Source organism: Curtobacterium sp. PhB115, assembly GCF_003752025.1.
In the GTDB taxonomy this organism is placed as follows: domain Bacteria; phylum Actinomycetota; class Actinomycetes; order Actinomycetales; family Microbacteriaceae; genus Curtobacterium.
Map to the genome: position 1 here is coordinate 220916 of NZ_RJKR01000007.1, position 12470 is coordinate 233385.

At 68.4% G+C, this 12470-nt stretch carries 15 protein-coding genes; 8 read left to right on the forward strand and 7 right to left on the reverse strand.

The window, feature by feature from the left end; all coding sequences use genetic code 11:
• The first annotated feature begins 46 nt into the window (after positions 1-46).
• The 7 genes from EDF19_RS10560 (at position 47) to EDF19_RS10590 (ending at position 4907) form a co-directional block, all read left to right on the forward strand.
• The gene (locus EDF19_RS10560) at positions 47-550 is read left to right on the forward strand and encodes a universal stress protein (protein ID WP_123680843.1); all 504 of its coding nucleotides are present in this window, start codon (positions 47-49) and stop codon (positions 548-550) included.
• Positions 547-1290: a 2,3-diphosphoglycerate-dependent phosphoglycerate mutase gene (locus EDF19_RS10565; RefSeq protein WP_123680844.1), complete on the forward strand. Its 744-nt coding sequence runs from the start codon at positions 547-549 to the stop codon at positions 1288-1290. Before EDF19_RS10560 ends, EDF19_RS10565 begins: the two co-directional genes overlap by 4 nt.
• On the forward strand, positions 1287-1796 hold the full coding sequence (locus EDF19_RS10570) for a CrcB family protein (RefSeq protein WP_185022783.1): 510 nt from the start codon (positions 1287-1289) through the stop codon (positions 1794-1796). Before EDF19_RS10565 ends, EDF19_RS10570 begins: the two co-directional genes overlap by 4 nt.
• Positions 1793-2164, forward strand: a complete 372-nt coding sequence (locus EDF19_RS10575) for a CrcB family protein (RefSeq protein ID WP_123680845.1) — start codon at positions 1793-1795, stop codon at positions 2162-2164. Before EDF19_RS10570 ends, EDF19_RS10575 begins: the two co-directional genes overlap by 4 nt.
• Before the next feature lie 29 nt (positions 2165-2193).
• The gene (locus EDF19_RS10580) at positions 2194-2679 is read left to right on the forward strand and encodes an inorganic diphosphatase (protein ID WP_123680846.1); all 486 of its coding nucleotides are present in this window, start codon (positions 2194-2196) and stop codon (positions 2677-2679) included.
• Positions 2680-2813: 134 nt separating this feature from the next.
• Entirely contained in the window at positions 2814-4148 is a 1335-nt protein-coding gene (gene eno, locus EDF19_RS10585; protein WP_123680847.1) for a phosphopyruvate hydratase, read from the forward strand.
• Positions 4149-4319: 171 nt separating this feature from the next.
• The gene (locus EDF19_RS10590; RefSeq protein ID WP_123680848.1) at positions 4320-4907 is read left to right on the forward strand and encodes a cation transporter; all 588 of its coding nucleotides are present in this window, start codon (positions 4320-4322) and stop codon (positions 4905-4907) included.
• Here the strand turns inward: EDF19_RS10590 and EDF19_RS10595 are convergent.
• The 5 genes from EDF19_RS10595 to EDF19_RS10615 form a co-directional block, all read right to left on the reverse strand.
• Positions 4811-5623: an AAA family ATPase gene (locus EDF19_RS10595; protein WP_123680849.1), complete on the reverse strand. Its 813-nt coding sequence runs from the start codon at positions 5621-5623 to the stop codon at positions 4811-4813. The two genes, EDF19_RS10590 and EDF19_RS10595, sit on opposite strands and share 97 nt — an antisense overlap.
• A complete protein-coding gene (locus EDF19_RS10600) occupies positions 5620-7023 on the reverse strand; it encodes a Mu transposase C-terminal domain-containing protein (RefSeq protein WP_071301383.1) in 1404 nt (467 codons plus the stop codon). The genes EDF19_RS10595 and EDF19_RS10600 overlap by 4 nt, the downstream gene beginning before the upstream one ends.
• A gap of 6 nt (positions 7024-7029) precedes the next feature.
• The gene (locus EDF19_RS10605) at positions 7030-7632 is read right to left on the reverse strand and encodes a recombinase family protein (RefSeq protein WP_055960814.1); all 603 of its coding nucleotides are present in this window, start codon (positions 7630-7632) and stop codon (positions 7030-7032) included.
• A 140-nt stretch (positions 7633-7772) separates the two neighbouring features.
• Complete coding sequence (locus EDF19_RS10610) at positions 7773-8201, reverse strand: uracil-DNA glycosylase (protein WP_228506156.1); 429 nt, start codon at positions 8199-8201, stop codon at positions 7773-7775.
• 140 nt (positions 8202-8341) lie between these two features.
• Positions 8342-9406, reverse strand: a complete 1065-nt coding sequence (locus tag EDF19_RS10615; RefSeq protein WP_260217091.1) for a TDT family transporter — start codon at positions 9404-9406, stop codon at positions 8342-8344.
• A 48-nt stretch (positions 9407-9454) separates the two neighbouring features.
• Here EDF19_RS10615 and EDF19_RS10620 point away from each other — a divergent pair, with 48 nt between their 5' ends.
• The gene (locus EDF19_RS10620) at positions 9455-10504 is read left to right on the forward strand and encodes a LysR family transcriptional regulator (RefSeq protein WP_260217092.1); all 1050 of its coding nucleotides are present in this window, start codon (positions 9455-9457) and stop codon (positions 10502-10504) included.
• On the opposite strand, the gene eno (EDF19_RS10625) is transcribed toward EDF19_RS10620, so the two are convergent.
• Both eno (EDF19_RS10625) and EDF19_RS10630 read right to left on the reverse strand, forming a co-directional pair.
• Positions 10489-11823, reverse strand: a complete 1335-nt coding sequence (eno, locus tag EDF19_RS10625) for a phosphopyruvate hydratase (RefSeq protein WP_083393829.1) — start codon at positions 11821-11823, stop codon at positions 10489-10491. The genes EDF19_RS10620 and eno (EDF19_RS10625) overlap by 16 nt on opposite strands.
• A gap of 145 nt (positions 11824-11968) precedes the next feature.
• Positions 11969-12454, reverse strand: coding sequence for an inorganic diphosphatase (locus EDF19_RS10630; protein ID WP_055960822.1), 486 nt, complete (start codon positions 12452-12454; stop codon positions 11969-11971).
• Positions 12455-12470: the final 16 nt, after the last annotated feature.

Here is a 12470-nt window from a genome sequence, read left to right on the forward strand (position 1 = left end):
CTATCTCAGATGGTCGCGCTTCCGCGCGCCTGAGGTAGGGAGTGAGATGGCCGAGGCATCTGAGCCCGTCGTCGTTGTCGGGCTGCAGTCGGGGCACGTTGCGGCCGTGGTTGAGGTTGCGGCGCAGATCGCGCACCGATTCAACGGGTCGTTGGTCTGCGTGACGATCGATCCGTCGTTGCTGTCCGTCGGTACCCGCTCGGACGGGTCGGAGATGATCGAGGCGATCGACCCGGACGCGGGAGAAAGCACCCCGCAGGGCCTGTCCGAAGCCGACGTCGCTGCCATCCACGATCTGGCTGCCCGCTCCCACGTCGAGGTGGAACACCTCACGCAGGTGGGGGATCCGGCGCGCGTGCTGGCGAGCGTTGCGGAGGAACGGCATGCCGAGCTGATCGTTGTCGGTACACGCACGGGCCGGCACCGCGTGGCGGAGTTCTTCAACGGATCCGTCGCTGCCCGCTTGACGCACCAGCAACACCGGCCCGTCCTCGTCGTTCCGACTGACCCCGTCGGGTTCGATGACCCATTGCCGTGGGATGCCGCATGAACGGCCGGTTAGTGGTGCTCCGGCATGGGCAGAGCACCGCGAACGCGGCCGGAGTCTTCACGGGACTGCTCGATGTTCCCCTCACCGATGCCGGTGAGCAGCAGGCGCTCCAGGCCGGCGCGCTGCTCCGTGCGGACGGGGTCATCCCGGACCTGGTCCTCACCTCGACGCTGCAGCGCAGCGTGCGGACCGCGGAGCTTGTGACCGAGGCGATCGGTCGGGACCTTCCGATCGAGAGTGCGTGGCAGCTCAACGAACGCAACTACGGCGCTCTCACCGGGCACAGCAAACATGCCGCCCGAGCGACGCTCGGGGAAGTTGCGTTCACCCGGATCCGTCGTTCCCTGAACGGGCAGCCACCGCGAATGCCGCTGCGGCAGTGGTGGGCACTTCGGCGCAGTTCCGCGCTCCGCGATCTCCCATGGTCGGCAGTGCGGCGGACCGAGACGCTCTCCGACGTCATCGACCGAGTGCGCCCCGTCCTGACCGGTCGGATCATGCCGGCATTGGTCGCCGGATCCACGGTGCTCGTCGTCGCGCACGGCAACTCACTCCGCGCGGTGTGCGCCGTCATCGATGGCCTCTCCGAGGTGGAGCTCGCCGGATTGAACCTCCCGACCGGGCAGCCGCTGCTCTACCGGCTCGACGACGACCGCGGGTTCCGTCCGCGCGGCGGCACGTACCTGGACCCGACAGCTCTCACGGCTGCGGCACTGGTCGCGGCAGAAGGCGGAACATGACTTCCCTAACGGACACCACGATGCCCGACGATCAGCTCCCAACCGACCCGGACGTGCAGGTCGGCGACCCGGCCCGCACCATGCGGCCGGTGCACCTGCGGTGGCGCTACCTCGGCCTCGTCGCGCTCGGCGGCGCGGCTGGCACAGCGCTCCGCGACCTGATCAGCACCGCGTTCCCCGCACACCACGGGGTGAGCTGGGCGATCTTCTGGATCAACATCACCGGCGCGCTCCTGCTCGGGGTGCTCCTGGAAGCTCTCGCTCACCGCGGCCCCGACGCTGGCCGACGACGGACCCTCCGGCTGCTGGTCGGGACTGGAGTCCTCGGCGGGTTCACCACCTACAGCACCCTCGCCGTCTCCACCGCGGGACTGTTCCTCGACGGCCGCGCCCTCGCCGGCACCGGGTACGCCCTCCTGACAGTGCTGGCCGGGGCGGTCGCCACCGCAATCGGATTGACCGTCGCCGGCTGGATCCGGCCCGACCGGACGGAGCACACCGCATGAGCGCCCTCACGATCCTCCTGGTCGCCGCCGGCGGTGGCGTCGGCGCGTCGCTGCGGTTCCTGCTCGATGGCACCATCAACGCCGGCCGGCAGTTCCGGATCCCCGTCGGCACCCTCACCATCAACATCACCGGCTCACTGGCCCTCGGGCTGATCACCGGCGCCGCCACCCACCTCGGCGCCCTCCCCGTCGCGATCCTCGGCACCGGGGTGATGGGCGGCTACACCACGTTCAGCACCGCCAGCTTCGAAACAGTCCGCCTCGCCCGCGGCGGCCGCATCAACGCCGCCGCCGTCAACGGGCTCGGAATGCTCGTCGTCTCTGTCGCCGCCGCGACCGCCGGCATCCTCCTCGGCGGTGCCCTATGACCACACCAACTCCCGAACCGGAGGCCCTGATGCACTTCGACGTCACGATCGAGATTCCCCGCGGCAGCGGCAACAAGTACGAAGTCGACCACACCACCGGTCGCATCCGGTTGGACCGGGCCGTGTTCACCAGCATGGTGTTCCCGCAGGACTACGGCTCCATCGACAACACCCTCGGCGCGGACGGCGATCCACTGGACGCGCTCGTGCTCCTGCCCCGTCCCACGTTCCCCGGCGTCGTGATCGACGTCCGTCCGGTCGGGATGCTGCGCATGGTCGACGAGAACGGCGGCGACGACAAGATCCTCACCGTCCCCAACGGCGACCACCGGTTCGACCACGTGCAGGACGTTGTCGACGTTCCCGAGCACACCCGGGCCGAGATCGAGCACTTCTTCTCCCACTACAAGGAGATCGAGCACGGCAAGCACGTCACCACCAACGGGTGGGCTGACCGGGCTGCCGCGGAAGCAGTCATCCGCACGGCGCAAGAAGCCCACACCCAGCACCCCTGACCGCGGCGCCTCACAGACCGCCGCGGGGAGGCAACTGGCGCCCAGTGATCGCCAGGAGGTCGTCCCTCCGCCTCCCCGCGGCCCACCCCACACCAGCACTACTCGACGCACGACCCGAACGAAGGAGCGTCACCATGAACGACTACATCAGCGGCACCCACCACCACGGCACACCGCAGGGTGAGTACGTCACCCACCACAACCACCCGGTCGGTATCGAGTCTGTGCATGGCAGCCGCATCCTCGACTCCCGCGGCTACCCGACCGTCCGCGTGTCCCTCGAGCTCGAAGACGGCCGCACCGTCACCGGCGACGCGCCCGCCGGAGCATCCACCGGCGCGCACGAAGCCCGTGAACTCCGCGACGGCGGCACCGCGTTCGGCGGCCGCGACGTCACCCAAGCACTGCACATGATCGACACTGAGATCGCGGGGCTCCTCACCGGCCGATCCTGGATCGCGATCGGGCAGATCGACGCGGCCCTCGCGGAGCTCGACGGCACCACCGGGTACGGCCGGCTCGGCGCGAACAGTGTCGTCGCGACGTCCATCGCCGCGTCCCGCGCCCTCGCGCACGCTGCCGAACTACCGCTGTGGCGGTGGATCGCCGACGTCACCGGCACCACCCCGCGGATGCCGGTACCGCACTTCAACGTCCTCAACGGTGGTGCGCACGCCGCGAACGCGCTCGACTTCCAAGAGTTCATGATCGCCCCCGTCGCCGCGACGACGATGGCTGACGCGGTCCGCATCGGCGCCGACGTCTACCACGCCCTCGCCAGCCTGGTCCGGGAACGGTTCGGCAGTGTCGGCCTCGGTGATGAGGGCGGCTTCGCCCCATCTATCGCGGCGCCGGAAGAAGCCCTCGACCTGCTCGTCACCGCGATCCGCACCGCCGGGTACGACGCCGACACCGACGGTGTCGCGATCGCTCTCGACCCCGCTGCCAACGAGTTCCACCTCGGTGCCGGCTCCTACCGGATCGTTGACCGCACGCTCGACCGGGATGGCCTGGTCGACTACTACCGGCAGCTGATCGACACGTACCCGATCCGGAGCATCGAGGACGGGTTCGCCGAAGACGACCACGACGGGTTCCGCCGCATGCAAGCAGCGCTCGGGGACCGGATCCAGATCGTCGGCGATGACCTTTACGTCACCGACCCGCAGCGCATCCGCGACGGCGGCGAACAGCAGCTCAGCAACGCGGTACTGATCAAGCCGAACCAGATCGGCACCGTCTCTCAGACGCTCGGTGCGATCGCCACCGCGAGCAGCCTCAACATGGCGAGCATGGTCTCGCACCGTTCCGGGGAGACCACGGACACCTTCATCGCGGACCTCGTCGTCGGCACCGGCACCGGGCAGATCAAGTCCGGCGCACCTGCCCGCGGGGAACGCGTCGCCAAGTACAACCGGCTCACCGAAATCGCGTCGACGAATCCCGAGCTGCCCTACGGTCTTGGGTAAGCCCATCCCGTGCGATGAGTCCAACGGCTGCCGATCCTGCCCAGACGAGGACCTGCTCTGGGTCCTCGACGGGATCGACGCCGTGGAGCCCGGTGGGAGGGGTTGCGGAGCAGATATCTGCCGAGGAGAGCGCCGTGAGCCGCGGCGGGGCGAGCGCGGAACAATGGGTCGGTGACCTCGCACATCGCCGATACGGCTGATCGTCTGCTTCGCCGGGGCCGACTGCTGGAGTGGGCGACCCTTCTCTGGAACGTCGTGGCGGTTGTGGTCCTCGCGGTCCTGACGTTGAGAGCGTCATCGGTCGCGCTGGCAGGTTTCGGCCTCGACAGTCTCATTGAGATCGGGGCGAGCAGTGTCGTGCTGTGGGAACTCGCCGGCACGGGCGAGCAACGACAGCGAACGGCACTCCGCCTCATCGGCGTCGCCTTCGCCGCGCTCGGTGTCTACCTCCTCGTCCAGTCGACCGCAGCACTGATATCCGCGCATCACGCGCAGACGAGTGTGGGCGGAATCATCTGGACTGCCGTGACGGCTGTCGTGATGTTCTGCCTTGCCGCTGGCAAAAACCAGACCGGTCGTGCCCTCGGGAACCCCGTCCTGGAGACCGAAGGCTGTGAGCAGCCTCGCTCTGTGTCGTCGTTTTCGCTGCGATCGGTGTCGGGTCAGGTGGTGCCGATGACGAGGGTGCTGCGGGCGGCCTCGACGACGTCGTTGGTGATGACGTCGAGCTCGTTGATCTTCAGGACGCGTTGGATCTGAGGGAGGAGGCGCTCAAGGAGCCGGAAGTTGCCGCGGGTGATGCGTTCGACGGCGGCGATGGCTTGCGCGTCGGTGAAGTCGTCGGGGTCGAGCGTCTTGCCGAGCTTGCGCCATTGACGTTCGAGGACGAAGAGCAGCTCGTCGTGGCCGAGCGGACGGTACTGGTGGGCGAAACCGAGGCGGCTGTAGAGCTGCGGGTAGTGGCTGAACTGCTTCTCGATGCCGGGCATGCCGATGAGGATCATCGCTATGCCGGTGCGGTCGTACTGGTCGCGGAGCCACTCGATCGCGTTGCCGGTGAGGCGTTCGGACTCGTCGATGATGATCAGCTCGAGCAGGGACGGGTTGGGGCCGTGTGCGTGGTCGAAGTGGCGACCCTGGAGCAGGAGGTGTTCCTCGATGCAGCGTTCGGTGCGGAGCATGTCGTTCCGGAGGTCGTCCTGCAGGGCGCGCATCGTGGCGGAGACCTCGGGCGTGTAGAAGACGGTGCGGGCTCGGTGGGCGGCGGCGTAGATCTTCGTGTCGTCTTCGCTGCGTGCGGCCCATCTGGCGATGAACGGGCCGATGCTGTCCCAGTGGGCGTAGCGGCGTGCGGAGAGGGTCTTGCCGACGCCAGCGGGGCCGAAGCAGACGCCGATGGTGTTCTGCTTCCGGACGGCGTCGGCGAACTCCGCGAACCGACGGTGTTCCTTCGTGATGATGAACTGGCTCGTCATGACCGGTCCTCCTCGTAGGTCATCAGTCGCGGTTGATCCGGTGCCGGTGCGGGTGCTGGTGGGGTGTGATCATCGGGTGTGGGGCGGACGATCGCGATGCGTTCGCGGATCTGCCCGCGCAGGGCTCTTCGTTGCGCGTTCCGGGCGGCCTGGATCTGCTTGAGACTGATGGTCTCGGTCTGATGCGCGGTACTGATCGCGGTGCACAGGAACGCGTCGCGGTGAAAGACACGGATCTCGGTGACGTCGCGGGGGTCGTACCGGACGCTGACGGTGCTGCCCACGAAGGGTGCGAGAGTGGTTGCGGTGTAGCGGAGCCCTTCGAAGTGGATGCCGTCTCGTTGCACGACACGCGTGGTCGGGACGGTGAGCAGGAACCCGTCGAGCTGCTCGAGGGAGTCCGGCATTCGTGGCAGCCACCCGTCTGCGATCCACGCTTCCAGTGGGCTCTTCCGGAGCTCGCGGTGGATGCGGGCGTTGTAGCGGCGGATGAACGTGTTGATGGCACTGTCGACACCGGCGAGATCCAGCGCCGGCGTCGGCGCCGGCGCCGAGGATCCGGGTGCGAGGTGGCCGGGGAGCGTTGGGAGCAGCTCGGTGTTGATGGTGCCGAAGAACCGCTCGATCTTCCCGCGGCCCTGGGGGCGAGCGACCTGCGAGTGGATGATTCGGAGGTGCAGCACGGCGGCGGTGTCGCCGATTCGGTGGCTGGTGAAGTCGGACCCGTGGTCTGTGTAGAGCACGTCTGGGATCCCGCAGACAGGCCAGTCCGGTTCCGGCTTGTGCCAGATCGCTTGCCGGAGCGCGAGCGCGGTGTTCGCGGCGGATGGGGCGCCGAGGAACACCATGTACCCGCAGACCGCGCGGGAGTAGTCGTCGAGGATCACCGTCAACCACGGCCGTTCGGGCTTGCCGTCGGGTCCGACGATGAGCAGATCGAGCATCGTGTGGTCCGCCTGCCAGATCGCGTTGGGGCGATCCGCACGACGTCGGAGCAGCAGTTCGTGCTTGTCCCGATATGACGCGGGCCCCTCAAGCGCGAGCGTCACCATCCCGGGATCAAGCCCGTTCACGATCGACCGCACAACGGAGTACGACGGCGCTGAGAGACCTCGTTTGGTGCAGTAATTGTCGACCTGGCGGTGAATCGTGGCGATCGAAGGTCGTGGCTTGGTGAGTGCGAGCCCCTCAATCAGGCGCACCAGTTCCGGTGCCGTCCGTCGGGCGCCGTGATCGGTGCGGGTGCCGTCGGCGAGAGCCGGGTATCCGCCGGTTCGGTAGCGGGCCAACCAGCGTTGCAGGGTGCGCTCAGCGACGCCCGTGGTGCGGGCCAGGGTGGCGAGCGGGATGGCGTCCTCGACGTGCAGTCGAAGGATGCCCCACCGCTCGCTCGCGTCCATAGCCAGCTACATCGTTGGGGAAGGCTTGGTTCGTCGCGCCGCGACGGGCTCGGCGTGCTTCGCGAGTGCACGGTAGATGGTGGTGCGGCTAACGCCGAGCACGTCGCCGATCTGCGCGACGGTCATGTCCTGCTGTTCGTAGAGCCGGCGTGCGGTGCGCACCTGGTCCGCGGAGAGCCGAGATGGTCGGCCGCCGGTGCGGCCGCGGGCTCGAGCGGCGGCGAGGCCGGCGTTGGTGCGTTCCTTGATGAGGTCCCGTTCGAACTCCGCCAACGCGGCGAAGACGTGGAACACGAGCCGGCCGCCGGGCGAGGTGGTGTCGATGGTCTCCTGCAGGGACCGGAACCCGATGCCGCGCTCGGCGAGAGCGTGCAGCTGATCGATGAGGTGCCGGATGGACCGGCCGAGCCGGTCGAGTCGCCAGACGACGAGAGTGTCGCCGGGGCGGAGCTGGTCGAGGAGCTTGTCGAGCTCGGGCCGGTGTTGGAGCGACCCGGACATGGTGTCGACGAACACGCGGTAGCAGCCAGCGGCGTTGAGCGCGTCGATCTGCAGCGACGCGTCCTGGTCTGTGGTGGACACGCGCGCATACCCGAGAAGGTGACCCATGAAGAGAACGTAGCGAAACTCGACCAGGAGGGGTAGTGGCGGCACGTAGATTCTGGGACTGGGTTCCGCTACAAGACACGGCGCCTCGCACCCGGACTGAGCGCCGGTACGGATAGTTGTAGCGGAATCGTTCGTATTTGTTACGTCTGCCGCGCTCGCGCGGCGAGCCGGAGTGCTTGCACGGAACGGAGGTGTTGTTCCGATCGGTGGCGGCCGTTGGCGGGAGACGGATGTGGTGCTGCGATGACCGGAAGGAGTCGGGGGTGCTCGTCCAGGGTGAAGTGTCGCATGACGCCGTCGAGGGCAACGGCCCCGTACGTGACGATCGCAGTGAGAGCGGGGAGGGCCGCGAGCAGTGTGGCGAGGGCATGCCGCCCCTCGTCGATGTCCTCGAGTCGCACGCGGTCGGGCAGTTCCCATGGGACAAGGTTCCAGCGGACGTACTCGCCGCGTGCGAGTCCGGACTCGATACGGGCTGCTCGGAACGCGGCCGCGGTCGGGCCCGGGTTGTCCTCGCTGCAGATCGCTGCGTGCGCTGCGGCGATGGTCTGGGGGCCAGGCGACTGCATCAGGACCAGGACACGGCTGAATCTGCCGCCGGATCGTGGGTCGAAGCTCGGGACGAACCGTCGGCTGCCGTCGGGCGCGGTCCGCCACGTCTCCGCGAGACCGTTCAGCGATCGAACGTCAGCGAGTTCCTCGGGGGTACTCATGCCGGCTGTGGCGGTGCCAGCAGGGTGCCACGGATGACGGATCCGTGAAAGGTGCGAAGGGCAACGGTGATCCATGCGGCGACGAGGCCGGCGTAGTAGATGACGGCGAGGACGGCAACGACGGTCAGGCCTGAGTGCAGGGCGAGCCCGTTCAGGCCGGTGACGCAGGTCCCGACGGGGAACGTGAAGGACCACCAAGTCAGGCTGAACGGCAAGTGTTCGCGGGCAGTGCGGATGGTGATCGCGAGGGCGATGACGGTCCACAGCAGCGCGAAGCCGAGCATCGCGAACCCGTACACCAGCGCCACGACCAGCAGGGCATGCGCGGTACTCGCATCGACAACGGTGGGGGCGTTCGATGCGAGGAGGTTCACCGCGGTGATCGACTGTCCGACCGGCCCGAGGACGATCCACAGAGTCGGGACCATGCCGGCGTCCCCGACCTTGTGCTGCGCGAGACGGTTCCAGATCAGCGTGATCACGACCAGCGACGTGATGAGGCTGAGGCCGAAGAAGCCGTAGCAGGACCACAGCAGCGTCTCCCGCGCCTGCCCGGCGGGGGCGTACGGCAGCAGGAGCGCACCGGTGGAGGCGGACACCATCGGCGGGACGATCGGCATCAGCCAGCCGCCGAACGCGGAGTCGGGCTTGTTCTCGTGGCGGGTGAACGCCAGGTACGGCACGAGCACTGCCGTGAGCAGTCCTCCGATGGTGCCGATGGTCCACAGGACCCAGTCGATGGTGACGGCGGCGGGCAGGCCGACCCAGTCCTTGCCGAGCAGGAGTGTCCCGGCGCCGACGGTGAGGAACGCCATCGGTGGTGCGCCGTAGAAGTGCGAGATCACCGGGTTGAGCTGGTGCCCGGCTGCAGTGCTCCGGTAGCGGATCCAGTGCAGCACCGTCGCGGTCGTGAGGGCGACGAGGAGCACCGCGGCGATCGCCCACACGACCGTCGCCGCGAGGCGCAGCCCGGGGAACTGCAGCGGCAGTGACGCAGCTGCGACAGCGACGATCCCCGTGCCCATGATCGACGCGAACCAGTTCGGTGTGAGATTCGACACGATCAGGCCTGGCCGCTCCAGGTCACGGAACAACGCCGTCTGCGGCCGTTGGGGCAGCTGGCTACCGTTCGCGGGTGCAGGGTCCGTGCGGAGCGTTGTCATGGGCCAAGCCTGCGCGAATCCTGCCTCTGGCGGTACCCGGAACCTCTTGGCAGGGCACAATCAATGATTGTGGCACTACGGCGACTCACGGACCGAACCCTCGACCTCGACACACTCGACGTGCTCGCACGCGTCGCCGAGACCGGCTCCCTCTCCGCTGCCGCTGGAGCGCTCGGCGTCACGCAACAGGCAGTGTCTGCTCGGATCCGGGTCGCCGAGCGCATGGTCGGTCACTTGTTGGTGCACCGCTCGACCACGGGGTCGGTGCTGACCGAGACCGGCAGGCTCGTCGTCGGGCTGGCCGGACCGGTCCTCGACGCGTCTCGCCACCTCGAAGCAGGAGTGGCTGCGCTGCGGACTCCCACGGGTTCGCTCGTCGTCGCAGCGTCACAGACGATCGCGGAGCTGCTGCTGCCGGGCTGGCTGCTCGAATTCCGCCGCCGCGAACCCGACGTGCGGGTGCGCCTGATCGCGGGCAACTCCGCCGCGGTGACGGACCTCGTGCAGTCGGGTGGCGCGAACCTCGGGTTCACGGAGACCCCGGTGACGGCGGCAGGTGTGTCCGCGCAGGTGATCGCGGACGATGAGCTCGCGGTCGTCGTTGCGCCGGAACATCCCTGGGCTCGGTCGACCGGGATCACTGCGGAGGTCCTGGCGGCGACGGCTCTGCTCCTGCGGGAAGAAGGTTCCGGAACTCGCGCGACCCTCGCCGCATGGCTCAGGGAGGCCGGTTTGAGCATGTCGGTTCCGGCCGCGGTGCTGGAGACCACGAGCATCATCCGGGCGAACGCGCAGGCTGGAATTGCACCGGCGGTGATGAGCCTTCGCACGGTCGCCGCCGACATCAACGACGGGTCGCTGGTGCGGGTCCCGCTCGCTGGGCCGCCACTTGCCCGGCCGTTGCGGGCGATCTGGTCGGGAGAGCCTCAGCCAGCTGGTTCTGCTTTCCTGCGCGTCGCCCACGAGGTGACCGGTCGGGGTCAGCGCAGCCCGTAGGGCAGCTCCGGATTGTTCTCCGCGATCTCGGTGAGCCGGTTGTACTTGGCGACGCGTTCTCCGCGGGCGGGTGCGCCGGACTTGATCTGTCCGGTTCCGGTGCCGACGACGAGGTCCGCGATGAACGTGTCGGTGGTCTCGCCGGACCGGTGCGACACCATGCTCCGCATCCCGAGCGAGCGTGCGACGCCGATCGCGTCGAGGGTCTGGGAGACGGTGCCGATCTGGTTCGGCTTGATGAGCGCCGCGTTCGAGAGGCCGTCCTTCCCACCGTCGCGGATGCGCTGCGGATCGGTGACGTAGAGATCATCGCCGACGATCTGGAGCATGTCGCCGAGCGCGAACGACATCGCCTTCCAGCCGCCGTGGTCATCTTCGGAGAAGCCGTCTTCGATGCTCCGGATCGGATACCGGCTGATGAGGTCGCGGTAGTAGTCGACCATGCCTGCGCGGTCGAGCCGGCGGTCCACGACCCGGTAGCTACCGTCACCGAGCGCGAACTCGTTCGCCGCCGGGTCGAGTGCGATCGCGACGGTGTCCACGCCGGGCTCGTAACCGGCGGCACTGATCGCGGCGACGAGGAGGTCGAGGGCCTCCTCGGGCGCGGCGATCGACGGGGCGAAGCCGCCTTCGTCCCCGAGACCGAGACTGCCGAACCGTTCCCGGACCAGTGCCGCCAGCGCGTGGTAGACGTCCGATCCGATCCGAACCGCGTCGGTCATGGTCTCGGCGTTCACCGGGGCGATCATGAACTCCTGGAAGTCGAGCGCGTTCGCTGCGTGCGCTCCGCCGTTGAGCACGTTGAAGTGCGGGACGGGCAGGCGGGGCGTGCTGCCGGTGACGTCTGCGATCCAACGCCAGAGCGGCAGCTCCGCTGCGGCGGCGAGAGCGCGTGCCATCGCGATCGAGGTCGCGACGACACTGTTCGCGCCGAGCCGGCGGTGGTTCGGGGTGCCGTCGAGGGCAGCGAGGGCGGCGTCGGCCTGCCCGATCGAGGTCCACGACTGGCCGGTGATCATCGGTGCGACGTCCGTCGTGATGAGGTGCAGTGCCTGGCTCACGTCGCGGCCGCCGTAGCTGCTGCCGCCGTCGCGAAGCTCGACAGCCTCATGCGCGCCAGTGGATGCGCCTGCGGGGGCGTCACCGGTGACGACGGTGCCGTCCTCGAGCTCGAGACGCACCTGGATCGTCGGGTAGCCGCGGGAGTCGAGGATCCGGGAGCCGTGCAGGCTGCTGATGGTGACGGGGCGGCTGGTGTGGGTCACGTACTCGCCCTGATGGTGGGTGGTGTGGTGGACGTTGCTGATGTAGTCGTTCACGGCGGTTGTCGCCTTTCGGGTTGGTCGTGCGGGTGTGGGCCGCGGGGAGGCGGAGGGACGACCTCCTGGCGATCACTGGGCGCCAGTTGCCTCCCCACGGCGGTTCAGGGCGCGCACTGGATGGTGTCGGGTGCGCGGGTGCCGGTCAGGGGTGCGGGGTGAACCGTTCCTGTGCGGCGCGGATGATGGCTTCGGCGTCGACACGGTTCGCCCACCCGTTGGTGGTGACGTGCTTGCCGTGCTCGATCTCCTTGTAGTGGGCGAAGAAGTGCTCGATCTCCGCCAGGACCGGCTCGGCGACGTCGGAGATGTCCTGGACGTGGTCGAAGCGGACGTCTCCGGCGGGGACGGTGAGGATCTTGTCATCGCCGCCGTTCTCGTCGACCATGCGGAGCATCCCGACCGGGCGGACGTCGATGACGACGCCGGGGAACGTGGGCCGGGGCAGCAGCACGAGCGCGTCGAGGGGGTCGCCGTCATCGCCGAGAGTGTCGTCGATCGAGCCGTAGTCCTGCGGGAACACCATGCTGGTGAACACCGCCCGGTCCAGGCGGATCCGTCCGGTGGCGTGGTCGACCTCGTACTTGTTGCCGCTGCCGCGGGGGATCTCGATCGTGATGTCGAAGTGCATGAGCTGTTCGTCTCCC